The 24,985-nt window shown below is 38.2% G+C and carries 23 protein-coding genes; 1 reads left to right on the forward strand and 22 read right to left on the reverse strand.

Annotated elements, in window-relative coordinates; genetic code table 11:
* Positions 1 to 4: 4 nt before the first annotated feature.
* From FS486_RS00420 to FS486_RS00485, 14 genes are all read right to left on the reverse strand, one after another.
* Entirely contained in the window at positions 5 to 334 is a 330-nt protein-coding gene (locus FS486_RS00420) for a putative DNA-binding protein (protein ID WP_144509280.1), read from the reverse strand.
* A 71-nt stretch (positions 335 to 405) separates the two neighbouring features.
* Entirely contained in the window at positions 406 to 1,428 is a 1,023-nt protein-coding gene (gene ftsY, locus FS486_RS00425) for a signal recognition particle-docking protein FtsY (protein ID WP_144509281.1), read from the reverse strand.
* A gap of 13 nt (positions 1,429 to 1,441) precedes the next feature.
* On the reverse strand, positions 1,442 to 4,996 hold the full coding sequence (smc, locus tag FS486_RS00430; protein ID WP_144509282.1) for a chromosome segregation protein SMC: 3,555 nt from the start codon (positions 4,994 to 4,996) through the stop codon (positions 1,442 to 1,444).
* Positions 4,997 to 4,999: 3 nt separating this feature from the next.
* Positions 5,000 to 5,758: a ribonuclease III gene (rnc, locus tag FS486_RS00435; protein ID WP_144509283.1), complete on the reverse strand. Its 759-nt coding sequence runs from the start codon at positions 5,756 to 5,758 to the stop codon at positions 5,000 to 5,002.
* 181 nt (positions 5,759 to 5,939) lie between these two features.
* Entirely contained in the window at positions 5,940 to 6,176 is a 237-nt protein-coding gene (acpP, locus tag FS486_RS00440) for an acyl carrier protein (protein ID WP_144509284.1), read from the reverse strand.
* Between the two features lie 187 nt (positions 6,177 to 6,363).
* On the reverse strand, positions 6,364 to 7,110 hold the full coding sequence (fabG, locus tag FS486_RS00445) for a 3-oxoacyl-[acyl-carrier-protein] reductase (RefSeq protein WP_144509285.1): 747 nt from the start codon (positions 7,108 to 7,110) through the stop codon (positions 6,364 to 6,366).
* A complete protein-coding gene (gene fabD, locus FS486_RS00450) occupies positions 7,103 to 8,053 on the reverse strand; it encodes an ACP S-malonyltransferase (protein ID WP_144509286.1) in 951 nt (316 codons plus the stop codon). Before fabD ends, fabG begins: the two co-directional genes overlap by 8 nt.
* Positions 8,046 to 9,041, reverse strand: coding sequence for a phosphate acyltransferase PlsX (plsX, locus tag FS486_RS00455; RefSeq protein WP_144509287.1), 996 nt, complete (start codon positions 9,039 to 9,041; stop codon positions 8,046 to 8,048). Before plsX ends, fabD begins: the two co-directional genes overlap by 8 nt.
* A gap of 16 nt (positions 9,042 to 9,057) precedes the next feature.
* Positions 9,058 to 9,624, reverse strand: a complete 567-nt coding sequence (fapR, locus tag FS486_RS00460; protein ID WP_144509288.1) for a transcription factor FapR — start codon at positions 9,622 to 9,624, stop codon at positions 9,058 to 9,060.
* 123 nt (positions 9,625 to 9,747) lie between these two features.
* The gene (gene recG, locus FS486_RS00465; protein WP_144509289.1) at positions 9,748 to 11,796 is read right to left on the reverse strand and encodes an ATP-dependent DNA helicase RecG; all 2,049 of its coding nucleotides are present in this window, start codon (positions 11,794 to 11,796) and stop codon (positions 9,748 to 9,750) included.
* Entirely contained in the window at positions 11,786 to 12,685 is a 900-nt protein-coding gene (gene sdaAA, locus FS486_RS00470) for an L-serine ammonia-lyase, iron-sulfur-dependent, subunit alpha (protein ID WP_144509290.1), read from the reverse strand. Before sdaAA ends, recG begins: the two co-directional genes overlap by 11 nt.
* A 12-nt stretch (positions 12,686 to 12,697) precedes the next feature.
* Positions 12,698 to 13,360, reverse strand: coding sequence for an L-serine ammonia-lyase, iron-sulfur-dependent subunit beta (gene sdaAB, locus FS486_RS00475; protein WP_144509291.1), 663 nt, complete (start codon positions 13,358 to 13,360; stop codon positions 12,698 to 12,700).
* A 131-nt stretch (positions 13,361 to 13,491) separates the two neighbouring features.
* Positions 13,492 to 15,147, reverse strand: coding sequence for a DAK2 domain-containing protein (locus tag FS486_RS00480; RefSeq protein WP_144509681.1), 1,656 nt, complete (start codon positions 15,145 to 15,147; stop codon positions 13,492 to 13,494).
* A gap of 16 nt (positions 15,148 to 15,163) precedes the next feature.
* Positions 15,164 to 15,526 (reverse strand): Asp23/Gls24 family envelope stress response protein, encoded by a 363-nt coding sequence (locus FS486_RS00485; protein WP_144509292.1) that lies wholly within the window; start codon positions 15,524 to 15,526, stop codon positions 15,164 to 15,166.
* A gap of 1,054 nt (positions 15,527 to 16,580) precedes the next feature.
* On the opposite strand from FS486_RS00485, the gene rpmB reads away from it, so the two are divergent.
* Positions 16,581 to 16,769 carry a 50S ribosomal protein L28 gene (gene rpmB / locus FS486_RS00490; protein ID WP_093263405.1) on the forward strand — a complete coding sequence of 63 codons (189 nt, stop codon included), beginning with the start codon at positions 16,581 to 16,583 and terminating at the stop codon, positions 16,767 to 16,769.
* 247 nt (positions 16,770 to 17,016) lie between these two features.
* Here the strand turns inward: rpmB and FS486_RS00500 are convergent, their stop codons facing one another.
* From FS486_RS00500 to def, 8 genes are all read right to left on the reverse strand, one after another.
* Entirely contained in the window at positions 17,017 to 17,673 is a 657-nt protein-coding gene (locus FS486_RS00500) for a thiamine diphosphokinase (protein ID WP_144509293.1), read from the reverse strand.
* Entirely contained in the window at positions 17,670 to 18,338 is a 669-nt protein-coding gene (gene rpe / locus FS486_RS00505; protein ID WP_144509294.1) for a ribulose-phosphate 3-epimerase, read from the reverse strand. The genes FS486_RS00500 and rpe overlap by 4 nt, the downstream gene beginning before the upstream one ends.
* A 2-nt stretch (positions 18,339 to 18,340) precedes the next feature.
* A complete protein-coding gene (rsgA, locus tag FS486_RS00510) occupies positions 18,341 to 19,222 on the reverse strand; it encodes a ribosome small subunit-dependent GTPase A (protein ID WP_144509295.1) in 882 nt (293 codons plus the stop codon).
* Positions 19,223 to 19,327: 105 nt separating this feature from the next.
* Positions 19,328 to 21,316, reverse strand: a complete 1,989-nt coding sequence (pknB, locus tag FS486_RS00515) for a Stk1 family PASTA domain-containing Ser/Thr kinase (RefSeq protein WP_144509296.1) — start codon at positions 21,314 to 21,316, stop codon at positions 19,328 to 19,330.
* Between the two features lie 2 nt (positions 21,317 to 21,318).
* On the reverse strand, positions 21,319 to 22,056 hold the full coding sequence (locus FS486_RS00520) for a Stp1/IreP family PP2C-type Ser/Thr phosphatase (protein WP_144509297.1): 738 nt from the start codon (positions 22,054 to 22,056) through the stop codon (positions 21,319 to 21,321).
* Between the two features lie 57 nt (positions 22,057 to 22,113).
* Positions 22,114 to 23,463 (reverse strand): 16S rRNA (cytosine(967)-C(5))-methyltransferase RsmB, encoded by a 1,350-nt coding sequence (gene rsmB / locus FS486_RS00525; protein ID WP_144509298.1) that lies wholly within the window; start codon positions 23,461 to 23,463, stop codon positions 22,114 to 22,116.
* Positions 23,460 to 24,401: a methionyl-tRNA formyltransferase gene (gene fmt, locus FS486_RS00530; RefSeq protein WP_144509299.1), complete on the reverse strand. Its 942-nt coding sequence runs from the start codon at positions 24,399 to 24,401 to the stop codon at positions 23,460 to 23,462. Before fmt ends, rsmB begins: the two co-directional genes overlap by 4 nt.
* Positions 24,398 to 24,889: a peptide deformylase gene (gene def / locus FS486_RS00535; protein ID WP_144509300.1), complete on the reverse strand. Its 492-nt coding sequence runs from the start codon at positions 24,887 to 24,889 to the stop codon at positions 24,398 to 24,400. Before def ends, fmt begins: the two co-directional genes overlap by 4 nt.
* Positions 24,890 to 24,985: the final 96 nt, after the last annotated feature.

A 24,985-nucleotide genomic window follows, 5' to 3' on the forward strand; every position in this document is an offset into this window, starting at 1 on the left:
CCTCCTAATCCCATTCTTTTAATTGATTAATGAGTTGAATCAGTGTTGCTTCAGATGATTGATCCTTTGCTACTAGCAGTAGCTGTTCAACCGTTTCTTGCCGTTTTTCAAATTTCGTAAACAGATTGAGCTTTTCTTCATACTCTTCTAACATAGCTTCTGTTCTTCGAATATTATCATAAACCGCTTGTCTCGAAATATCATATTCTTCTGCTATTTCTCCAAGTGATAAATCATCTAAATAATAAAGCTGCATATAGCTTCTTTGTTTATCTGTTAATAAAGCCTGGTAAAAATCGAAGAGAAAATTCATACGAGTTGTTTTTTCAATCATTCCCATCTCTCCTTACCAATTCCATTGTCACTCTCTAGTTTATTCATAGAGAATATAACTGTCAAGTATTTTTACTTGTCTTCTTCTTGTTCACTTTCAAGTTCAAGACCTTCAGCGAAAAGCCCGTATACATATTTTTCAGCATCAAATGGTTGTAAATCATCCATTTGTTCACCCAACCCGACGAATTTAACAGGAATATGCAACTTATTGCGAATTGCTAACACAATACCACCTTTTGCGGTTCCGTCAAGCTTGGTTAGTACGATACCGGTAACATTTGTTGCTTCTTTAAAAGTCTGTGCTTGCACAAGCGCATTTTGACCAGTTGTAGCATCTAGAGCAAGCAATACTTCATGAGGAGCGTTCGTTATTTCCCGAGAAATAACGCGATGTATTTTCTCTAATTCGTTCATTAAATTGACTTTGTTTTGTAGTCGACCAGCAGTATCACATATTAAAACATCTGCATTTCTCGTTTTAGCCGCACGAATGGCATCGTACATAACGGCAGCAGGATCTGATCCTTCCGCTTGCTTAATGACTTCTACACCTACTCTGTCGCCCCACACTTGAAGTTGATCAATGGCACCTGCACGGAATGTATCTCCTGCAGCCAACATTACTTTTTTCCCTTCACCTTTCAGACGATGAGCAAGCTTTCCTATAGTCGTTGTTTTCCCAACTCCATTTACCCCAACAAATAAAATAACGGATAACCCTTCATTCTCCAATTTAAGCTCTGTTACATTTTCATCGCCAGCTTCATAAATTTCCACCAGTTTTTCCGAAATAACAGATTGAATACCTGCCGTATCTTTAATATTTTTACGTTGCACTTCAAAGCGTAAAGAGTCCATTAGCTCTACAACTGTTTCAAAACCCACATCTGCTTGTAGTAAAATTTCTTCTAATTCATCGAAAAAGTCTTCGTCGACTTTGCGGTATTTGGCAACAAGATCATTTACTTTGGATGTAAACTGATTTCTTGTTTTAGCTAATCCTTCTTTAAACTTATTGGTGATTGTAACTGTTTCTTCGACCTCTTCTGTCGTTCCTAGCATTTTTTCTTTTAACTTTTTAAAAAAACTCATCCATCTAACCCCTTTACGTTACTAGTTGTTCTTCTAGTTTAACAGAAACTAATTTTGAAATTCCGGACTCTTGCATTGTTATCCCGTACAAAACATCCGCGCCTTCCATTGTTCCCTTCCGGTGCGTAATGACGATAAACTGTGTATCATGACTAAACTTTTTCAAATAATCACTATAACGCGTGACATTTGCTTCATCTAAAGCAGCTTCTACTTCATCTAAAATACAAAATGGTACTGGTCTTGTATGGAGTATAGCAAACAATAAGGCAATTGCCGTAAGTGCACGCTCACCACCTGATAATAACGATAGGTTCTGTAACTTTTTACCAGGAGGTTGTGCTACTATATCAATTCCTGTTTCCAATAAAGATGTAGGATCAGTCAAGATCAAATCAGCCTGGCCACCACCGAATAACTCCCGAAAAACTATTCTAAAATGTCTTCGAATTTCATAGAAAGTAGTTTCAAAACGAATCGTCATTTCTTCATCCATCTCTTTTATAACTTCATGCAATGTTTCCTGAGCGGATAATAAATCTTCCCTTTGTTCGGTCAAAAAAGAATGACGTTCACTCACTTGCTCGAATTCTTGAATAGACCCTAAGTTAATTGGGCCTAGTTCTTCAATTGAAAGTTTTAGTAGTTTCACTTTTTTGCGAGCAAGGTCCTCCTCCATATCAAATGAAAAATCACGCTCTGCGTCTTCTAAAGTCATTTCATACGTTTCTTCTAAATGATTTTGGAGTGTATTCATCTCAACTTCAAGCTTGCTTAACTTAATCTCGTGATTCCGCTCTTCAGTAGTTTGAAGGTTTGCTTCGTTTTGTACTGCCTTTAATGAATTTTCAACCTCGCTTATACTTTGAGCAAGTTCCAATCTACTTCTTTTTCCGACTTGTATTTGCTCGAGTAAATGTTCTTTTTTATTTTTCAGCTGATTGATCAGATTAATTAGCTCTTCCGCTGAAGTGCCTCCTTGCTCATCATTTTCATACCATGCAATTTCCTTTTGTAAAGTTGCAACTTTTTGGGTACTCGTTTGAATGGAGGTTTCAAGCAATGTTTTTTCTTTTTCATGTTGGGATACTTGTTCGTTCACTACTGCAATATGCGACAGTAGCTCCCCGAGCTCATTCTGGAACTTGTCTTTTTCTTCTATAGATTGTTGTTTTAACACTTGTAGTTGGTCAATAGTTTGCTGAATAGAGGTCAATGACTCCCTAATTTCAGCACTTCTAGTAGCAGTTTGCTCTTTTTTACGGACAAGATTGTTGTGTAATTGCCCTTTTTCTGTTTTCTCTTCATCGTATTCAAGTAATTGATTGGTAAGCCTTGAAATAATTGCGGCACATTCTCTAGTTTCAGAAAGAAGCTTATGCTCCTCCACTCGGAATGTTTCTCCCGCAAGACGTGTTTCTTCTAGTTCTTTTTTCAATAACTGAACTTCTTGTTTTTTAGATGCAACGGATTTTTCAGCTTGAAAAACAGACTTTTCTAATTCAACCAACTTGTCATTTAACTGTTCCAATTCTGCTTTACGTGTAAACAAAGAAGATTGCTGTTTAACAGAACCTCCTGTTAACGAACCTCCTGCATTGACAACATCCCCATCTAGCGTGACAAAACGATATTTATATTGCAAACGAGATGCCATTTCATTTGCACCTTTTAAATCTTTTGCAATAATAATGCTTCCTAATAAGTTTTCAACAATAATTTGATACCCATCACTATAGTTTACAAGTTTATCCGCAGTATTCACAAAAGATGGGTGTTGCTTAATACTTGCCAATGTATGTTCATTTAATTTACGTGATTTCATAACTTGGAGTGGTAAAAATGTTGCTCTACCAACTCTTTTCTTTTTCAACCACTCAATCGCCATTCGGGCATCTTGACTGGAATCTGTAATAATATGTTGGGATTGTTGTCCAATAGCCGTATCAATTGCATTCATATAGGCATGGGGTATTTGGATTAGCTCGGCTACTGCCCCATGAATTCCTTTTAACTCTTTTTTATCTCTTGCTTTTAATATTTCTTTTACACCTTGAAAAAAACCAGAAAACTCAGATTCCAGTTCTTCCAAAGAGTCTTTTCTTGCTTGCATTTGATGCTTCATTTGATAAGCTTTTTGAAGCATTGTTTGTTGCTCTTCATACGAAGCTTCCAATCGTTCTGATGCTTCACGCTTCGTTTTAAAATCTTGTAGTTTTTGTTCCAATTCTTTTTGACAAATAGCCAATAACTGATCTAATTCTTTTTTACGTGCAGTGAGCTTTTCTAGTTCTTCTTTTATTTCTTGATAGTCTGCTACCATTTTTTCGGAAGAAACAAGTTCAAAATGTAGTTGCTGCTCCATATGCTTCATTTCATTTTTCATCGTTGCTTCTTCGTTTAACAAATCTATATATGTGCTTTTTAAATCTTCTATTTCTTCCTCTACTTCTGATGCCGATTTGCTTAAAACAAGGTCAATTTGAAGTTTTTTCGCCCGAAGTTCTTTTAAAAGAACTTGTTTTTGTGATTTAGTTACATTATTTTCTTTTACCTGTTGCTCAAATACAGCAAGTTTTTCTTGCTCTTCTTCAAGTGTTTGTCTTAGTTGAGAAATCTGTTGGGTAGCATTTTGTTTTTTTTCCGCAAGTAAAAGCTTTCTTCCTTCTAGTCGTTCTAGTTCAGAACTTGCCTCTACTAGATCACTTTGTTCAGAATCTAACTTTTCATCGACTGCTGACATCACTTTTCTATCTTTTTGGATAGAATTTTCCATATTATTAATTTTTACAAAGAGCGCTTTTTTCTTTTCTTCGATTGCTTGTAATTTACTATGTAATTCTGCGTTTTCTTGAACGAATAATCGTAAATCATGTGCAATTACAGCAATTTCAATACCTTTAAGCTCTTCAGACATTCTTAGATAGTCGGATGCAAGCGAAGATTGAATTTGTAAAGGCTCCATCCGTCCATCTAACTCATGTAAAATATCTAATACGCGATTCAAATTATCATCTGTTTCGATTAGTTTGAATTCTGCTTTCTTTTTACGCTGTTTGTATTTTAGTACTCCAGCGGATTCTTCAAAGATAGTTCTTCTATCTTCGGGGCGACTATTTAAAATTTCATCGACCCTACCTTGGGAAATAATAGAAAAAGCTTCTTTTCCCAAACCAGAATCCATAAACAGGTCCGTGATGTCCTTCAATCTACAAGTTTGCTTGTTTAACAAATATTCGCTATCTCCTGAACGAAAAACCCTTCTTGTTACGCTAACCTCTGCAAAATCTAATGGCACCTGGTTGTCCGTGTTGTCTAATATTAACGTAACTTCGGCAAAGTTTAAGGCTTTTCGTGAATCACTTCCTGCGAAAATTACATCTTCCATTTTTGCCCCGCGAAGTGATTTAGCTGACTGTTCTCCTAACACCCATCTAATTGCATCCGTTACATTACTTTTCCCACTACCATTTGGTCCTACAACCGCTGTAACACCAGGTACAAAATCTATTCCGATTCGGTCTGCAAATGACTTGAAACCAATTATTTCTAATCTTTTAAGGAACAATTATTATTCCCCCTGTTCTTGATCCTTTATTGCAAGTATCGCCAGTCTAGCTGCTTGCTGCTCTGCTTCTTTTTTGGAACGTCCTTTTCCAATTCCTAATTCTTTCGTATTCAATACAACGCGAGAAACAAAGGTACGGTTATGGGCTGGCCCCTTTTCCTCTACGATTTCATAGCTTAAAGAGCCATTATTATGTTGTTGAATCACTTCTTGTAACTGACTTTTATAATCCATCACATGCGAAAAAGCACCGAGTTCTATTTTCGGAAAAACAATTTTTTCTAAAAAGGAAACGACAACTTCAAGACCTTGGTCTAAATACAGTGCACCAACAAACGCTTCAAAGACGTCCGCAAGTAATGCAGGTCTCTCCCGTCCGCCAGTTAGTTCTTCCCCTTTTCCAAGCAATACATATTTACCAAAGTTTAACTCATTAGCAAATAAAACAAGGGAAGGCTCACAAACAATTGCCGCTCGGAGTTTTGTTAACTCTCCTTCACTCATCATGGTATATTGCTGGAACAAATATTGGGAAACTGATAGTTCTAGTACGGCGTCACCAAGAAACTCTAGTCGTTCATTATCTGCAAAAAATTTCCGTCGATGCTCATTCACATAGGATGAATGGGTAAAAGCTTGATACAATAATGCTGGATTATTAAATTGAATTTGAAAATGCTGTTGAAAATGCTCAAATTGCTCTTTCACACTTTCGGAGAAAACTGTTTTTTTCGTATGACCATTTTTACGATTTACTTTCATGAATAATCTGCCTTTCTTACTTGTCTAGCTTCAGACACCATTTGTAGGGTGCCTTCTGCTTTCATGCATTATCATCTATGCTTTTTAGTTTACCTGTTTCTATAGCTTTGTGCAAAAAGAAATAGAGACGTTCGATCCCTATTCATAAGAATAGGGAGAACGTCTCTTTAGCTAAAAGAGATTAGCCTTGTTTGCTTTCAATATAGTTAACTGCACTACCTACAGTTGAAATGTTTTCAGCATCTTCATCTGAAATTTCCATATCGAACTCATCTTCAAGTTCCATTACCAATTCAACTACATCTAGAGAGTCAGCACCTAGATCATCACGGAAAGATGCTTCTAGTTTTACTTCGCTTTCATCTACACCTAGACGATCCACGATTACTTTAGTTACACGTTCTAAAACTGTTGACACATTAGTCACCTCCCCTCAATGATTATACAAAATTCTCCCTGCTAATGAAAGGGCAGATTATTTTCAGAAAATTTCTCTTTAGGCTGATCGAAAACGCTTATCGCTCAAGATGCTCCAGCACTCCGTAATGAGACGTACTTTGCACAGTAGCAATGAAGAGTGCTACTGTTTCTCATCAGTCAGACGATTACATGAACATTCCGCCATTAACATGGAGCGTGTGCCCAGTAATATAATTTGCATCATCAGAAGCTAAAAAAGCGACCGCTTTGGCAATATCTTCTGTATTCCCAAATTTGGCAAGTGGGATTTGACTTAACATTTGTGTTTTTACTTCTTCTGGAAGAGCATCCGTCATATCAGTCGTGATAAATCCAGGTGCAACCGAGTTGACAGTAATATTGCGGCTAGCCAGTTCTTGCGCCGTTGATTTTGTTAGCCCAATTACTCCCGCCTTCGCTGCCACATAATTCGCTTGTCCTGGATTTCCTGATACACCGACAATAGATGTGATATTAATAATACGCCCTGCCCGTTGTTTCATCATTTGTCTTGTAACTGCCTTTGTACAGAGGAAAACACCTTTTAAGTTCGTATCTAACACATCGTCCCATTCTTGTTCTTTCATACGCATTAGTAGATTATCACGTGTAATTCCCGCATTATTCACTAAAATATCGATAGACCCAAAACTTTCTAATGTCGTACCAACTAAATTCTGCACATCCTCCGCTTGATCGACATTTGCTTGAATTGCAAACGCTTCGCCGCCAAGCGCTTTAATCTCTTCTACTACTGCATCTGCTTTTTCTTTGCTACCACTGTAGTTTACAGCAACTTTTGCCCCTTCTTTTGCAAGATAAAGCGCGATGTCTTTCCCAATACCGCGGGATGCCCCTGTAACTATGGCTGATTTACCGTCTAATTTACCCATTATTAACCTCTCCCAATAAGTCAATTACTTGTTGCAATGACTCTTCATCATATACGCAATAAGTAGTAACAGAACGATCAATTTTCTTGACCAAACCGCTTAGTACTTTTCCAGGACCGCATTCAATAAATACAGTTACACCGAGCTCAATCATTTGCTGCACCGATTCTTCCCATCGAACAGGTGAATACAATTGTTCTACTAGTAAATTTTTAATAGTTGCGGCTTCCGTTACGGAAGATGCAGTAACATTTGAAATTACTGGTATGACAGCTTCTTTTAAGTCAATCGAAGAAATTGCAGCATCCAATTGTTCGGCAGCGGGTCTCATTAATTCAGAATGGAATGGTCCACTCACTACTAATGGTATCGCTCTTTTCGCTCCCGCTTCTTTTGCTTTAACTGATGCTTCTTCCACACCTGCAGCAGTTCCAGAAATAACGATTTGGCCTGGACAGTTTAAGTTAGCTACTTGCACCGTATTACCATTTTCAGAAACCTTCTTCGTCACTTCGTTTAATGCTTCTTTATCTAGCCCTAAAATAGCTGCCATTGCCCCTTCTCCAGCAGGCACTGCTTCATTCATAAATAGACCTCTTTTATGAACTAATAAAACAGCATCTTCAAAGCTTAATACATTAGAAGCTACGAGTGCGGAATACTCCCCTAAACTGTGACCAGCTGTGTAATCTGGGGAAATTCCCGCTTCTACTAGCTTCCTCGCAACCATCGTACTTGTTGTAAGTAGCGCTGGTTGCGCATTATACGTTTTAGTTAGCTCTTCGGCAGGACCTTCCAACATAATAGAAGATAAAGAAAACCCTAATACTTCATCCGCCTGCTCGTAATACTTTTTACTTTCTTTGTCACTTTCAATAAGCTGCTCGCCCATCCCAACAGATTGTGAGCCTTGTCCCGGAAAAATAAATGCAATTTTAGTCATTGGATGATTCCTTTCTTAACGTACTTTGAATAATTCCACAAACATCATACTCAACCATCGTTCTTGCTTGGCGAATGGCATGGAAAATAGCATGTGCATTAGAAGAACCATGCGCTTTAATAACAGGTGCTTTCAACCCAAATAGTCCTGCACCACCATATTCCGAATAATCCAACTTTGTTTTCAATCCTCGAAGCTGATCTTTTACTAATAATGCGGAGATTTTTGTTTTTGTTGAAGTATTAAAAGCCTCTTTTAATAATGTAAAGATACCCGATGCTGTACCTTCAATCGTTTTCAGTACCATATTACCTGTAAAACCATCTGTTACAACGACATCCGCAGCACCTGTCAGTAAATCTCTAGACTCTACATTTCCGATAAAATTGATGGGAGCCTCCTTCAATAAAGTAAAGGCAGCTTTTGTAAGTTCATTTCCTTTAATATCTTCCGTTCCGATATTTAAAAGCCCAACCCGCGGATTTTGAATACCTCTTACTTTTTCAGCATAAACGCTTCCCATAACAGCAAACTGCTGTAAATGCTCTGGTTTTGCATCTGAATTGGCGCCTAAATCGAGCATAACAAATCCTTTTCCATCGAGAGTCGGCAAAGTTGGAGCAAGGGCAGGACGATCTACTTGATCAATGCGTCCAACAACAAATAGACCAGCAGCCATTAAAGCACCTGTATTTCCAGCAGAAACACAAGCGTCTGCTTCTCCACTTTTTACAGCTTCCGCCATTTTAACTAATGAAGAATTTTTCTTTCTCCGAATTGCTCGTACAGGTTCATCCGTTCCTTCAATCACTTCGTCTGTATGTATCACTTTTAATCGCTCATGTGTTGTAATTAACGGGGTCAGCTTTTGTTCATCTCCATAGAGCTGAATTTCAATATCCTCAAAAGCCTGTAACGCTTCGTATACACCTTTAACTATTTCGTGTGGGGCATTATCTCCACCCATTGCATCAATGGAAATTTTCATCTTTCATCACCTTTATTTAAGACTTTGTTACTCTATACATACTAAATTGTCCAGTAAATACCGTATCATTTCCGACCTTACTAGTCACTTCAATTAACGTACTATTTTTTTCCGTATCACTAGCTATTACGACAGCTTTCGCTATCACTCTATCACCAGCTTTAACAGGCTTCACGAAAGTAATGGTGGACTTTCTAGTTAATGCTAACTCATCATTTATGACTGCCACAGCCAATGAATTCGCTTGCGCAAATAAGTGATGTCCCCTTGCAATGCTATTTCTTGCAAACACATGGTCTTGTGTTATATCCAATATAGAAATTGCTTGTTTGTCCAAATCTATATCAATAATTTCACCAATTACCTCATTTAGCGGAAGTGATTTCACTTCTTCTCCAAAATTATGAGCTGCTACTGATTTTATTCGTTCTCGCAGTTCTGGTATAGATAGCTCCATCCGATCCAGACGAATTGTTTGCACGCTAACTTTAAAAGTAGATGCTAAATTTTCATCCGTGATAAAGGGATTTTTCTCCAATGTTTCTAGAAGCAGCTGCTGTCTTTCTTTTTTTGTATATTTCATCCAATCACCACCATTTTAGCACTTGGTACTAATATCAGTATATAAATAATAAAAAAAGAATGCAAGAATAGATTCGTCATCATCCCTGCATTCTAAATTCAAATTATTTTTTCACGAACAAAATCAATCTATACGTTCCCCATCTAATGCCTTTGAATCGATTAAAATTTTCCGAAGACCTGTCATCTCTTCAGACTGCCAAAACTCTTGTGAACCTAAAAGCCTCTCTGCATCTGCCTTAGCCGTATTTAAAGCACGGTAATCATGCACAAGGTCAGCCATCTTGAATTCCGGTAAACCACTTTGTTTACGACCAAAGAAATCCCCTGGTCCTCGAAGCTCTAAATCTTTTTCTGCAAGAACAAATCCATCGTTCGTTTCGGTCATCGACATCATTCGCTCTTTACCTTCTTCGGACTTCGGATCAGCAAGTAAAATACAGTAAGACTGATGTTCTCCCCGTCCTACTCGGCCTCTTAGCTGATGAAGCTGAGCAAGCCCAAAACGTTCTGCATCGAAAATAATCATAAATGTTGCGTTCGGAACATTTACCCCAACTTCAACAACTGTTGTGGAAACGAGTACCTTCACTTCTCCATCCGAAAAACTTCTCATCACTTCTTCTTTTTCATCTGGATGCAGTCTACCGTGCATTAGTCCAACCTTATAATCATCGCCTAAATCCGAAGCCATCATATTATATACATCTACAGCATTTTGAACGTCTAGTTTCTCTGATTCTTCTATTAGTGGGCAAATAATATAAGCTTGTCTCCCATTTGCCAGTTCCTTTTTTAAGCGACCGATTAATTTATCCAGCTGATCATGTTTCATCCAGTGGGTTTCAATTTTCTTTCGTCCAGCTGGCATTTCATCAATAATGGATACATCCATCTCACCAAAAGCAGTGATTGCCAATGTTCTCGGGATAGGAGTTGCCGTCATAAACAACACATCCGGATTTTCACCTTTTTCCTTCAATACTCTCCGTTGTTCGACCCCAAAACGATGCTGCTCATCCGTAATTACTAATCCGAGTTGTTTAAATGTCACATCGGGCTGTATCAATGCATGAGTGCCAATCAATAAATCAATATTTCCCGCTTCAAGATTTTCTAACACGTTTCTACGCATCTTTGCCTTCGTCGATCCTGTAAGTAAAGCAATCTTTATGCCAATTGGTGCAAGCCATTCATCTAAAGAGCTTGCATGTTGCTCCGCTAATATCTCAGTAGGTGCCATAAGTGCCCCTTGATATCCAGCTGTGATTGCCGCATATAAACAAATAGCAGCAACGATTGTTTTCCCTGAACCAACGTCTCCTTGCAACAGTCGATTCATCCGATGCGGTTCTTTTAAATCACGACAGATTTCATTGACAACTCTTTTTTGAGCATTCGTTAGTTCATAAGGCAATGTTTCAATTAGCTTTTTCAACTTATCATTATCAAACGATATGCTATTTCCAACATTTTGTTCTTTGCGTGCTTTTTTAATTGCTTGCATTTTCAACTGAAAAATAAGTAATTCCTCGTACACAAAACGCCTTCTAGCATTTTTTGAATGGTCCACATTTTGGGGAAAATGAATTCCTTCTAAAGCTTCTGATATATCCGGCAGTCGATATGGACCCTTTATCGATTCTGGTAAAGGATCTACCAAATGGCCATTTACTTCATCGAGTGCCTGGCGCATAAATTTTCGAAAAACCTTCTGACTAGTAGAACCTTTAAGTGAATAAACTGGTTCAAAATCTTGTTGGTCAGTTTTTGGTCCTACGGAAAAAGTTGAAACATTAATCACTTGTCTACCTCTGTCCCATTTACCGGTTACCGTAACGATGGATCCAGGGATAATTTTCGTCTTCAAATAAGCCTGATTGAAAAATACAGCCTTTATAAGATGCTGTCCCGCTAATAAACGAACTTGCATTCTAGATTTAGCTTTTCCTAAAAAAAGAAGGGAAGGCTCACTTTCCACCCTTCCTTCTACTGTTACTCGTTCGTTATGTGGAGTTTCTGCCAAGTTTTTCAACCGAAAATCTTCATGTCTATAAGGAAATGTCATCACTAAATCTTCTAATGTTTCAATTCCTAGCTCATGCAATGCGTTAGCAGTTCCACTCCCCACTCCTTTTAAGGAAGTTACTAACTCATCTTTTTTAGTTTCCACTACTTACAACTGCTCCACCAAATATTTTAGCCTCGAGCCATTTTCCAGTAGGAGTTGCAGCAAGTCCACCTTGTGCCGTTTCTTTTAAGGCTGTAGGCATCGTCTGTCCGATTTTATACATGGCATCAATTACTTCATCACATGGAATACGACTTGTGACACCAGCAAGTGCCATATCAGCAGCTACTAACGAGTTCGATGCACCCATGGCATTTCGTTTCACACATGGAACTTCTACTAACCCTGCAACTGGATCACAAACTAAACCAAGCATATTTTTAAGTGTAATTGCAAATGCTGTAGAACTTTGCTCTGGAGTTCCACCAGCCATTTCCACAATAGCAGCAGCTGCCATACCTGCAGCTGAACCTACTTCTGCTTGACAACCACCGGCAGCTCCAGAAATAGAAGCATTATTTGCCACAACAAAACCGAACGCACCCGCATTAAATAAATAACGAATCATCTGTTCTCTTGTTGGATTTAATTTATTTTTCACTGCAAACAACGTACCAGGAACGACCCCTGCCGAACCAGCTGTTGGAGTTGCACAAATAGTTCCCATTGCAGCGTTTACTTCATTTGTAGCCACCGCTTTGCTTACCGCATCTAGCATTAACTCACCAGATAAAGTATTTCCTTTTTTTAGATAATCTTGCAAAAGGACAGCATCTCCACCAGTTAGCCCAGAAGTGGAACGAACACCTTTTAATCCTTTTTCCACCGCTTCTTCCATGACTGTCAAATTGCGATCCATCTGCGTCATAATTTCTTCTCTAGTACGTCCTGTTATTAAAATTTCTTGCTCTATCATTATTTCAGAAATCAGTTTCTGTTCTCTATTCGCTCTATCTACTAACTCTCGAACATTATGAAATAACACATCCATATGATATCCCCCTTAGTCTGCTATTCTTGTTACTTGCGTAATATTCGGTAGTTTCCCTATTTCAACAAGTATATGCTCTTCCACATTTTGGTCTACTTCGATAATCATCAATGCCATATTTCCTTTTTCTTTTCGAGACACTTCCATATGTCCAATGTTTATATCGTATTTCGCTAAACAATTGGCAACATTCGCTATACATCCAGATCGGTCTTCGTGCACAACTAATATTGCTGCCAAATTACCTGAAAGACGGAGAGGAAATCCATTTAACTCTGTAATTTCCGTTTTTCCTCCGCCAATCGAAATACCGACCATCGACATTTCGTGCTGGTCATCCCCAATGACAATACGGGCTGTATTTGGATGTTCTGTATTTGCGGTTTCAGGTATAAATTCAAATGTGAGGCCTGCTTTTTTAGCATCTTCAAACGCTGTTTTAATCCGCTCATCAAATGTGTCATAATCGAGCAATCCACCAATTATCGCCACATCCGTACCATGCCCTTTATATGTTTCTGCAAAAGATCCATATAAATATATTTTTGCCCATGTTGGTTGTTTACCAAATAAATCTCTTGCGACTCTTCCTATACGCGCCGCTCCCGCCGTATGTGAAGAGGATGGTCCAATCATAACGGGTCCAATTATGTCAAAAACGGATTTGAATTTCAATTCATAGACCTCCAATTAACTATATATTTACTCTCTATTTTACACCTAAAATACGAAATTAACAAAGGTATTGAAAGGAAGCTGCTTTATGATAAAAAAACCACGGGATTAAATGTTCCCGTGGTTTCGTTTTATTCTACAGATAAAATATATGGGTAAAGTGGTTGTTTACCGTTGTACACTTCCACTTCAACTTCCTCAAATTGTTCTTCAATAAATGCAGCGAAGTTATTTGCCTCATCTTCTGAGACACCTTCTCCATAAATGATAGTAACAATTTCTGCATCTTCGTCGATTAATGCTTTAGCCAAACTTGTCGCAGACACTTCTCGTGAAGGATTAGAAAGAATAATTTTCCCTTCTGCAAGAGCCATGAAATCATCTTTTTTAATTTCTACACCATCAATCGATGTATCACGTACTGCGAAAGTAACTTGGCCAGTTTTGACATGCTCAAACGCGCTTGTCATATTTTTTTGATTATTTTCGACTGTTGCTTGTGCGTTAAATGCCAGAATTGCAGCCATACCTTGTGGGATCGTTTTCGTCGGCACTACCGCCGCTTCTATCCCTAAAACTTCAGCAGCTTGTTCAGCAGCCATAATAATATTTTTATTGTTCGGTAGTATAAGTACTCGTTCAGCCCCTACAGCTTCAATTGCTTTCACAATATCTTCCGTGGACGGGTTCATCGTTTGGCCACCTTCGATTACAGCGGATGCCCCTAAACTTTTTAATAGTTCCGATACTCCTGCTCCCATTGCAACTGTTACAACTGCATAAGGATGAACCTCCACTTTTTTTGTAGGTCCATCTTTCACGTATCCTTCTCCAACGATTTCAGTATGTTGTTCCCGCATATTTTCGATTTTAATTTTAATTAAATCTCCATATTGCTGGCCATATGTCAAAACATCTCCAGGAGTTTCGGAATGAATATGGATTTTCGCTACTTCTTCATCCGAAATGACTAGTAAAGAATCCCCAAAAGCACTTAAATCATTACGAAATTGCGTCTCGTCAAACGCTTTTTTACCTTCTTCTAAACGAACCATGAACTCTGTGCAGAAACCGAACTCAATATCAGCAGTATCCATAAATCCTTGAACAGATTTATGATGCTCTGCGCTTACTAAATCGTCCATGGAAGAAACTACTGTTTTTTCTGGGAGCGCTTCCCCTTTTAAGCTAGCTAAAAAGCCTTCATATACGAACACAAGACCTTGCCCACCACTATCTACTACGCCAACTTCTTTTAAAACTGGCAGTAAATCAGGCGTTCTGTTTAATGATTGCTTCGCTTCTTCTACAACAGCCGACATTAGCTCGCGAATATCATCTACAGTTTCGCTCACTTCTACCGCTTTTTTAGCGGAATCTTTTGCTACCGTTAAAATGGTACCTTCTACTGGTTTCATTACTGCTTTATAAGCAGTTTCCACCCCATAATTTAATGCTTGTGCAAATTGTTTTGCATCTAGCGTATTGTACTGTTCTACCGATTTCCCAAAACCTCTAAACAATTGGGACAAAATAACACCTGAATTTCCTCTTGCGCCCATAAGCAACCCTTTAGATAAGGCTTGAGCAGTTTTACCTATATGCTCTACTGTATGGGAAGCGGTTTCTTTTGCACCAGAAGTCATCGATAAGTTCATATTTGTTCCCGTGTCTCCGTCTGGAACAGGAAACACATTTAATGCGTCAACATAATCTGCATTTTGGGAAAGATGATGTGCCCCCATCTTGACCATATCTGCGAATTGATTACCATTGATTAATTTCATCATTTTCTCTCCTTATTCACACGTTTGCCACGCGAACTCCTTGTACATAAACATTTACGGATTTCACTGACATTCCAAGAGATTTGTTAAGTGTGTATTTCACTTTCGATTGTATTTGATAAGCTATTTCCGAAATTTTCGTTCCGTAACTTACGATAATATACATATCAATATGTAAATCCTCTTTCTCTTGTCTAACAACTACACCTTTTGTGAAGTTTTCTTTTCTTAAGATATCTGTTAATCCATCTCTAATTTGGTGCTTCGATGCCATACCAACAATACCATAGCACTCAATCGCAGCCCCGCCGGCAATTTGAGCAACTGCATCTTGTGATATATCAATTTGTCCGAATTCATTTTTCAATTCAATTGACATGTTGAAACCTCCCAAGTCCTTTTTGACTACCGTTAATTGTACTACACCCTTTGAAATTATAAAAGAAACGTTTCTTCTCGTCTACAATTTCACTGTTTAGGGATAATGCGTCTTAACAGGTAACCGCTATGATTTTCTCAGCTTGCGGACGCTTTCCGCCGGGTGAGCGATGAGCCCACTCCCGCCGCTTAGACGTCGTTTGACTGTCTCATTTGCCCACTCATTCGGCAGGAGTCGCCTCCAGCAGAGAAAATCAATGGAAAACGGCTTGCTTCCTCAACACTGATTATCAAAAAATGCAGTTAAGGAATGTCTGTTATCAGAAAACCGATAATGGTAACCAAATAGCAGTTGATAGCAACTAATTCTTCACATAGCAAGTTTATCGGAAGAAAGCCGATTATTATCCCTTGACATAATAGGGACTATGTGTCGCAAATTGGTTGCCATACAAGCGTAAAAGTTTCATCCGTTCAAAATGTGGCGAATCTGGTCTAGAAAGTTGCGAGTAACGTCTGATATGTTGCGCAAATTTTAATGGACGATCTAATCCATGTAAATTCAGTGGAGACCTCAAGTAAGGTGCATGGCAATCAGTGTCTGCTAGCCACTGCGTGGAGAATTGGTTGCGCTCGTTGCCAATTTGGTTGCTTTCAAGCGCAAACTGGTTGCATTGCCTATTGAATTGGTTGCTTTCAAGTGACAATTGGTCTCGTTAAGCCATTTCCTAACTTTTAATGGCTAATAAATACAGATAATAGCGTCGATTTGGAGGGATTGGAGCGAAAAGGACGGCGACTCCAGTGGGATCAAGTAAGTAAGAGTAGACTTCACATTGACCGCCAAAGCGAGCGGTGAAGGCTCATCACTCACTCCACGGAAAGCGTCCGTCTTGCAGCGGAAATCCTAGCAGCACTCCCTTAACCTTTTTAGTGTGTAAAGGTTTTTTTCTTGATAAGGCTTGCACATAGTAAAAGTCTGTGGTAAATTATTAAAGTATGTGAAATATCGAACTGAAAAATCTTTCAGCTTCTTTTTTAAAGGAGGAAATATAATGCCAAAAGTATGTGCAATCACTGGGCGTAAAGCTCGTTCTGGTAATGCTCGTTCTCACGCTATGAACGCTAACAAACGTACGTGGGGGGCAAACCTTCAAAAGGTCCGTATTCTTGTAGACGGTAAACCTAAACGTGTATGGGTTTCTGCTAGAGCTTTAAAATCAGGAAAAATTGAGCGCGTTTAATCGTACTCATAATTAATACCAAATCGACAATTGTCGATTTGGTATTTTTTTATTATTACATACAATTTGAGATTTTACGACTGTTAACTAGACAAAGCACAAAAAAATGACCCCAAAAAGTATGGAGTCATCGAGTTCCTTCATTTCTTCACTTCTTCTTTTTTAAACAGGCGGATACAAACTTTCATCAAACTGCTAACGGATTTAGGCAATCTAAATGTGTAGACCTTCACACAATTCCTCCCTTTTAGTCGCTGCTTCTTATCATTAAACATATGCCAGCTCTAAAAGAGATAGTACTAGTTCGTCCTTTAAGTTCATTACTTGTAAACTTTGCGTTGCCAACGGAAATGTCCTCGTCAATGACATTGTATAAAAATCCTTTTAAAGAAATCTTCTCTACCTTTTCACCGAAAGAAAAAAAAGAAATATACTTATAATGTGCATCTTGCTTGATATTATGGATTCCAGGCAACAGAAATTGGATAATGTTTTGATTGTTTTGAATCGAAAAGAGAGTTTCCGGATTGTTAAGTTGGAAAAGACATAGATCATGTAAAACAGCTTCGTAGTGGTCTAATCGACCTCCCGTTACTCCCGTGAGTATAATTTCATCTGGCTTATAGGCTAATGCTTTTTCAATCGCTATATATGTATCCGTCTCATCTTTTTCCACTTCAAGTATGGTAATTGTACTTACTCGTTCTTTAACCAATCTAAATTCATTTTCAGAAAGCGAGTCGAAGTCACCTATTATTTCATTAGGTATGATTCCTTTTGATAATAAGTGAAGAGCGCCTCTATCTGCACCTATAAAAACATTCTCTTCTTCGAAAAAAGGAAGCTGTTTGAAATCAACAACTTCCTCTACCGGGCCACCTGAACAAACGATTACTCGTGTCATTTTGCTAATACACTTAACCCAGCTTCTTTAATGGCCTGTAAAGCTTTTCCCTTATCCGGTGCATTATAAATAGCGGATCCCGCAACTAAAATGGTAGCTCCTGCCTCGACACATGGTTTAATCGTTTCTTCGTTAATTCCACCATCGATTTCAATTTCTATCGATAAATTTCTATCTTTGATAATATTGGAAAGTTGTTTAACTTTAGGTACGACAGAATGTATAAACTTTTGTCCGCCAAAACCTGGATTAACAGTCATAAAAAGTACCATATCAATATCCTCTAACACATGCTGAATCGTCTCTATTGGTGTATGTGGGTTTAATACAACCCCTGGTTTTACACCAAAAGATCTAATTAATTGAATTGTTCTATGGAGATGGGGACAAGCTTCCACATGAACCGTAATATAGTCGGCACCAGCTTTTGCGAATGCCTCGATATATTGATCTGCATTTTCGATCATTAGATGCACATCTAACGGTAAGTTTGTAAGCGGACGTAATGCTTCTACAACAATAGGTCCCATTGTAATATTTGGAACGAAATGGCCGTCCATTACATCTATATGAATCAATTCCGCCCCCGCTTTTTCAACTTCTAGCACTTCTTCTCCTAATTTTGCAAAATTAGCTGCTAATATAGATGGAGCAATTTTCACCATAATTAGTACCTCGGCTTTCTTTCTAATATTTCGTCGAAAAACTGCAAATAATGTTTATATCGATATTCTTTTATTTCACCAGTTTCTACTGCATCTTTTACTGCACATTTCGGTTCTTTTACATGCATGCATTCTCTAAACTTGCATGCATCTTGTTTTTCTACAAATTCCGGAAAACATCTGGAAAGTTCTTCTTTTTCCATCAAGTCAAACTCAAATGAGCTAAAACCTGGAGTGTCTGCAAGTAATCCCCCACAAACCTCAATAAGCTCGACATGCCTAGTCGTATGTTTTCCCCGCCCTAAAGCATTGGAGATAACCCCGGTTTTTAAATCCAAAGAAGGTAAAATTGTATTTAAAAGTGTCGATTTACCGACACCTGATTGTCCTGCCAATACAGTCGTTTTACCTTTTAGAAGTGGTGCAATTTTTTCATCAAACGATGGATCGTCTTTGAATGTCTTCAAAACCTGATAGCCGATTTGTTCGTAATCTTTGATATACGCTTCCATCGTTTCTTCCATTTGTCCGTCCATTAAATCACTTTTTGTTAAACAAATGATTGGCTCCACATTGAAAGACTCAAGTACTACTAAAAATCGGTCCAATAAGATGGTATTAAAGTCTGGTTCTTTGATGGAAAATACTAAAATCGCTTGATCTATATTTGCTATTGGAGGGCGGACTAATGTATTTTTACGTTCATGAATAACCGTGATCGTACCGTCGTTATTACCCTCTACTGTATAATCTACAAAATCTCCTACTAAAGGGGATTCCCCTCTATTTCTAAATACCCCTCTACCACGACATTGAATGACTTGACCCTCATCATATACATAATAAAAGCCGCTTAATGCTTTTCTAATTTGACCTTGTGGCATCCGAAACCTCCCTAACATCTTTTTCATACTAACAAACTTAATTGTACTACGTATGTTAGTCATTTCTCGATATTTAGCAGAGGCTTTCATCCCTGCTAAATGAACTTAAATATCGTCGTACGCAATCGTTTCATCTGCAATAACAGTTGAATTGACCATAATCCGATATACTGCTTTTTCGCCTTCACTGATCTCTAGCTTTAGTTGTCTAGAGGTTGCTTCAGTTAAAACAAACTCTTCAGCCGGCTCCGCAAGACTTCGTGTCTTATCTTGAATATAAATACGAACAATTTGTTCTTGAACTACTATATCATCATTTTCGTCATCCTCTGAGCCCTCACCATTAGTAGTTGGTTGCTCATATGGAATCGTAACCGTCTTCACAAAAAATTTGGAAGGTTTTTCTTTTGGTCCATCTGATACTACAACTTCAATTGTACTTCCAGGTGCTACTTTTGCATTTGGTTTTGGATCTTGTCTAATAACATTTCCTTTTTGTACTTTATCAGAGTTTTCTTTTCCAATAACTTTAATCTTGAAGCCAGAAGACTTCTCTGTATCCTTCAATGCTTTTTCGTTAAAGTTAGTTAAATCATTCACCGTTCGCAGATCGAGGCCTTTGCTTACTACAAATTCTAGATCCGTTTCTCCTGGAATAATTTCCGTACCACCAATTGGCGTTTGCTCTAATATAGTTCCTGCTGGTTTAGAGTCAAATCTTTCTTCTATTACTTCAACGTCACGTAATCCTTGATTTTGCAGTAATGTTCGCACTTGATCAATATCTTGACCAGTATAATCACCTATTGCGGAAGTTTCTCTGCCTGATGAGACAAATAGATGTATTTCGGTTTCTTTATCCCGCATTTTTCCTGCCTCAGGTGTTGTCCGAATAACATGATCTTCTTCGACTTCTTCCGAAAACTCGGGTGTTTGATCACCAATTGTAAATCCTTCCGCTTCGAGTTGTTCAATGGCTTCCTGGAGTTCTAGGTTAGACACATCCGGTACTTCAATTTTTTCCGGTTTAAATAATCCCGGGAATACGATGATAAACAGAAGAGCGAGCAGAACGATAGCAGCTATTATGGCACCTATGATCTTTCTTTTTTTTCGTTTATTTTTCGGTTTTTCTACTTCAACCGTTCCAGATTCAACAGGAATCTTTTTCGTGTCGGAAACTTCTTCAAAGGAAACAGGTTCTTTAATAACCGGTAAAATTTTTGTTGCATCTTCGTCCACAGCAACTGTAAACTTCGCTTCCCCTGTTCTTTCTGGAGATAGGGCAGTTGCTAAATCTGCTTCCATTTCCTCAGCAGAACGATATCTATTCTTCTGATCTTTTGCTGTAGCTTTAAGCACAACATTTTCCAAACTCTGTGGAATAGCGGGATTAATAGCCCGAATGGAAGGAGTTTCTGATTGTAAATGCTTTAATGCAATAGATACGGCAGATTCTCCAGAAAAAGGAAGTTGACCAGTTAATAACTCGAATAAAACAATACCTAAAGCATATATATCAGATTGCTTAGTAGCCGTTCCTCCCCGAGCTTGTTCAGGAGATAAATAATGAACTGTCCCTAAAACAGAGTTTGTTTGTGTATAGGAAGTTGCACTGAGCGCCATCGCTATCCCAAAGTCTGTAATTTTGATATTTTCCTCTTCGTCCAACAATATATTTTGAGGTTTGACATCCCGATGAATAATATGGTTATTATGTGCATTTGCAATAGCAGACGTAAGTTGCTTCATAATAGTTACTGATTTATTTGGTGAAACCGGAGCATTTCGTTGTATGTATTGTTTTAATGTCTCTCCTTTAACATACTCCATGACAATATAGTGAATATCCCCATCTTCTCCGACATCATATATATTCACTATATTTGGGTGTGTAAGGCTAGTTGCAGAAAGTGCTTCCCGTTGAAAACGACGATGTAATTCTTCTTCGTTAGAAAAATCATAGCGTAAAATTTTAATCGCTACATCACGGTCTAAAATCATGTCATGTGCCAAATACACATTGGACATACCGCCTCCGCCAATCATTTCAAGCAACTTGTATCTGCCGCTAATTCGTTTGCCTATTAACATTCTTACACCTCCTCTTCATGGTTTGATAGCAAGATCAATGAGATATTATCTTCTCCACCCGATTGGATTGCTTCCTCCACTAATTCCTTTCCTTTTTCTTGTAACGTCTTGTCCGAATATAGAAGAGCTTGTATAAATGATTTGCTTAATTTATTGCTTAAACCATCTGTACAAAAAAGAAAATAAGAGTTCGGGACAAATTCTACATCATAAAAATCAGGCTGTATCGTTTGTTCTGTACCAATTGCTTTCATCAGTAAGTTTTTATTGGGATGAGTTTTAGCCTGTTCTTCACTAATCTCGCCAGAATCAATTAAAATATTTACATAGGAATGATCTCGTGTTATTTGTTTCACATTTTCTTTTGTAATTTGATATACTCGACTGTCTCCTACATGTGCAATGATGCACTTGTTTTTGTGAAATAAACCGGCGATTAATGTCGTTCCCATTCCTTCACATCCAGTATTGACGGCTGAATGTCTAGCAATCGACTGATTAATGGATTGAAATGTGTACGTCAACCAGTCCTTTGCTTTAATAACAGTGGGATTATACGTTGTAAAATATTTTTTTAACTCAGTGATTGCGAGTTCACTTGCAACGTCACCAGCATTGTGTCCACCCATGCCATCTGCAACAACAGCCAGTATTCGATTATCATCTCGTTCGAAAACATCTACCCGATCCTCATTTACTGTCCTTCTTAAGCCTACATCAGTTTCAACAACGAACTTCATTTATTCTTTCACCTCTTTTAGAATGAAAAGAAAACACAATTTTCCCATAACAGAATCTTACTTCTTCTTGAAAACTGCAACAAAGAATCCATCACTTCTTAAATCTTGTGGGAAAAGTTGGAGCATTCCTTCCTCTTCCTGTTCTTTTATATTTGTAATAACGTCCGGGAACTGTTGAAGTTCCATATCCGGATGTGCCTCTAAAAACAACTTGGCCGTACCTTCGTTTTCATCACGGTCTACGGTACAAGTACTATACACTAAAATTCCGTCTCTCTTTAAAAGCTTATAAGCCTCATCCAGTAAATTCAGTTGGATTGGCTTGAGTGATGCGAAATCTTTTTCGTTTTTGGTGTATTTAATGTCTGGCTTACGTTTCATCACACCAAGACCGCTGCATGGAGCATCTACTAAAATACGGTCAAATGACGCTGCAGGGTATGCCTCAGAAGATTTACGACCATCCATCTGAACTGTTTCGATAAAACCAAAGCCGAGTCTTTCCGCATTTTCTTGTACTAATTTTAATTTATGCTGATGAATATCCATTGCAACTAATTTGCCCGTGTTCCGCATTTTCTCCGCGATATGGGTGGTTTTTCCTCCAGGGGCTGAACACATATCTAATACAGTCATACCAGGTTCCACTTGAAGCGCATATGCAGGTATCATCGAGCTTTCGTCTTGAATCGTGATAAAGCCCTTCTGAAAAGCGGTCGTTTTAGCAGCTTGTCCATTAAACAAATAAATACATTCTGGTATAACTTCGCTTTGCGCAACGACATATCCTTCTTGTGTCAACAAGTGTAGCACTTGTTCCACTGTACGTTTAAATAAATTCACACGAAGCGTCGTAACTGGTTGTTCATTATTCTCTTTAAGCATTTTCGCTGTTGTTTCATAACCATATTCATTTACAAATCGTTTCACCATCCAAAGTGGATGACTTGTTTCGATAGAAAGTCGCTCAAGATCATCTTTTATTTCATCCGTTGAGCGAACTCCTTCTCTTAATATAGAACGGAGAATACCATTGACTGTGCCAGCTATCCCTTTATGTCCTCTTCTTTTAGCGATATTCACTGCCTCATTTACCGCTGCATGATCTGGGATACGAGATAAGTAATGTATCTGATATAAAGAAAGGCGCAACAATTGCTTTACCCAATCATCCAACTTCCCTTTGATGAAAGGTTGTAAATAATAGTCCAAGGTCATTTTATATTGCAATGTTCCATACGTTAACTCTGTTAAAAGTGCACGATCCTTATCATCAATTTTATATTTCTCAATCGTTTGATGTAATAATAAGTTGCTATAAGCTTGGTGCTTTTCGACGGCCATTAATATTGTCAGTGCCGCATCTCGAACATTACCTGTCCAAATCTTCTCTGGTTTTTTTGTCATTCAAATGTATCTCCTATTCGCAATTTCGAACCAACGCCTCGCAAATAATCTTCTGCGGACATTTTCTTTTTTCCAGCTGGCTGTAATTCATTAATTCGAATTGCTTCTTCCATGCCTGTTTGGACTACAAAATAATCTGATTCGATTTTCACAACTGTTCCCGGTCGTTCTTTTGTATTAATTTGGATTGTATCTGCTTTCCAAATTTTCACTGGTTGATCTTCTAGCATCGTATATGAAACTGGCCATGGATGTAACCCGCGAATTTGATTGTGTATTGCTAAAGCTGGCTTATCCCAATTTATTCTTTCTTGCTCTCGCGAAATATTTTTTGCATATGTCACAAGTGTATCATCTTGTTTTATACGATTATTCGTCTTTGAAACAATGGATGGCAATGTTTCTTTCAGCAATATAGTACCCACTTTACTTAATTTATCAAACAGCAATCCTGTATCATCCGTATGATCGATGGAAGTTTCGCTTTGTGCAATTATATCCCCTGCATCCAGCTTTTCTTCCATATACATTATCGTTACACCCGTTTTTTCTTGCCCATCGATAATTGCTTGATGAATCGGTGCTCCTCCGCGATAAGCAGGTAGCAGCGATGCGTGAACATTAATACAACCTAATTCCGGTATTTCTAATAATTCTTTTGGTAAAAGCTGTCCAAATGCAGCTGTCACGATGAGATCTGGTTTCAATGAAATAATTTGTTGCAATTCCTCTGAGCCTTTTAGTTTTGTTGGCTGTATAACCGTAAGGCCTAATTTTACCGCTTCTTCTTTTACAGGTGGAGCAGTTAATACTTTTTTTCTTCCTACTGGTCGATCTGGTTGTGTTACTACAGCAGATACATGATAGCCTTCTTCAACAAGCATTCGTAATATGGGAGCGGAGAATGCAGGTGTACCCATGAAAACAATATTTGTCATGCTTCTTCCTCCTCTTCACTCTCTAACTCTTCCAATTCTACGTAACGAACAATTTTAGAGGTAAATAAAACTCCATGTAAGTGATCGATTTCGTGCAAAATAGCTCTTGCTTCATAGTCTTCAGCTTCCAGTTCATATAATGCACCGTCTCTATCTTGCGCTTCTACTTTGACATAAAATGGTCGTTCCACTTCACCATAAAGATCCGGAAAGCTTAAACAGCCTTCTACTTCTATTTCAGCTCCGCCTATTTCTACAACCTCTGGGTTGATCATTTCGATTACTTCTTGTCCTTCTCCGAGGTCCACGATTGCTACTTGAATCGTCTCTCCCACTTGTGGGGCTGCAATACCAATGCCATCAGAAGCAATCATCGTATCGTACATATCATCAAGAAGTGTCGCTAATTTTGCATCAAAAGTTTCTACTTCTCTACATTTTGTCGTTAATATTTCATTCGGGTGTTTAATAATCGGTCTAATTGCCATGTCATTTCCTCATTTCAAACTTTGTAACATCCGTCAGGGGAGATTTAACTTTGTTCAGCAAATATATTTCTGCAACTAGCATTGTACTAGGACAGC

It is taken from the genome of Bacillus sp. FJAT-22090 (genome assembly GCF_007676755.1).
Lineage (GTDB): Bacteria > Bacillota > Bacilli > Bacillales_A > Planococcaceae > Psychrobacillus.

What these genes read in the sequence shown, in the direction of transcription:
- FS486_RS00420 (WP_144509280.1), bottom strand. Translation starts at nt 334, where the DNA reads ATGATTGAAAAAACAACTCGTATGAATTTTCTCTTCGATTTTTACCAG.
- ftsY (WP_144509281.1), bottom strand. Translation starts at nt 1,428, where the DNA reads ATGAGTTTTTTTAAAAAGTTAAAAGAAAAAATGCTAGGAACGACAGAA.
- rnc (WP_144509283.1), bottom strand. Translation starts at nt 5,758, where the DNA reads ATGAAAGTAAATCGTAAAAATGGTCATACGAAAAAAACAGTTTTCTCC.
- fabG (WP_144509285.1), bottom strand. Translation starts at nt 7,110, where the DNA reads ATGGGTAAATTAGACGGTAAATCAGCCATAGTTACAGGGGCATCCCGC.
- fabD (WP_144509286.1), bottom strand. Translation starts at nt 8,053, where the DNA reads ATGACTAAAATTGCATTTATTTTTCCGGGACAAGGCTCACAATCTGTT.
- plsX (WP_144509287.1), bottom strand. Translation starts at nt 9,041, where the DNA reads ATGAAAATTTCCATTGATGCAATGGGTGGAGATAATGCCCCACACGAA.
- fapR (WP_144509288.1), bottom strand. Translation starts at nt 9,624, where the DNA reads ATGAAATATACAAAAAAAGAAAGACAGCAGCTGCTTCTAGAAACATTG.
- sdaAA (WP_144509290.1), bottom strand. Translation starts at nt 12,685, where the DNA reads ATGGATGTGTTATTTCATAATGTTCGAGAGTTAGTAGATAGAGCGAAT.
- FS486_RS00480 (WP_144509681.1), bottom strand. Translation starts at nt 15,147, where the DNA reads ATGAAATTAATCAATGGTAATCAATTCGCAGATATGGTCAAGATGGGG.
- FS486_RS00485 (WP_144509292.1), bottom strand. Translation starts at nt 15,526, where the DNA reads ATGTCAATTGAATTGAAAAATGAATTCGGACAAATTGATATATCACAA.
- rpmB (WP_093263405.1), top strand. Translation starts at nt 16,581, where the DNA reads ATGCCAAAAGTATGTGCAATCACTGGGCGTAAAGCTCGTTCTGGTAAT.
- FS486_RS00500 (WP_144509293.1), bottom strand. Translation starts at nt 17,673, where the DNA reads ATGACACGAGTAATCGTTTGTTCAGGTGGCCCGGTAGAGGAAGTTGTT.
- rpe (WP_144509294.1), bottom strand. Translation starts at nt 18,338, where the DNA reads ATGGTGAAAATTGCTCCATCTATATTAGCAGCTAATTTTGCAAAATTA.
- rsgA (WP_144509295.1), bottom strand. Translation starts at nt 19,222, where the DNA reads ATGCCACAAGGTCAAATTAGAAAAGCATTAAGCGGCTTTTATTATGTA.
- pknB (WP_144509296.1), bottom strand. Translation starts at nt 21,316, where the DNA reads ATGTTAATAGGCAAACGAATTAGCGGCAGATACAAGTTGCTTGAAATG.
- FS486_RS00520 (WP_144509297.1), bottom strand. Translation starts at nt 22,056, where the DNA reads ATGAAGTTCGTTGTTGAAACTGATGTAGGCTTAAGAAGGACAGTAAAT.
- rsmB (WP_144509298.1), bottom strand. Translation starts at nt 23,463, where the DNA reads ATGACAAAAAAACCAGAGAAGATTTGGACAGGTAATGTTCGAGATGCG.
- fmt (WP_144509299.1), bottom strand. Translation starts at nt 24,401, where the DNA reads ATGACAAATATTGTTTTCATGGGTACACCTGCATTCTCCGCTCCCATA.
- def (WP_144509300.1), bottom strand. Translation starts at nt 24,889, where the DNA reads ATGGCAATTAGACCGATTATTAAACACCCGAATGAAATATTAACGACA.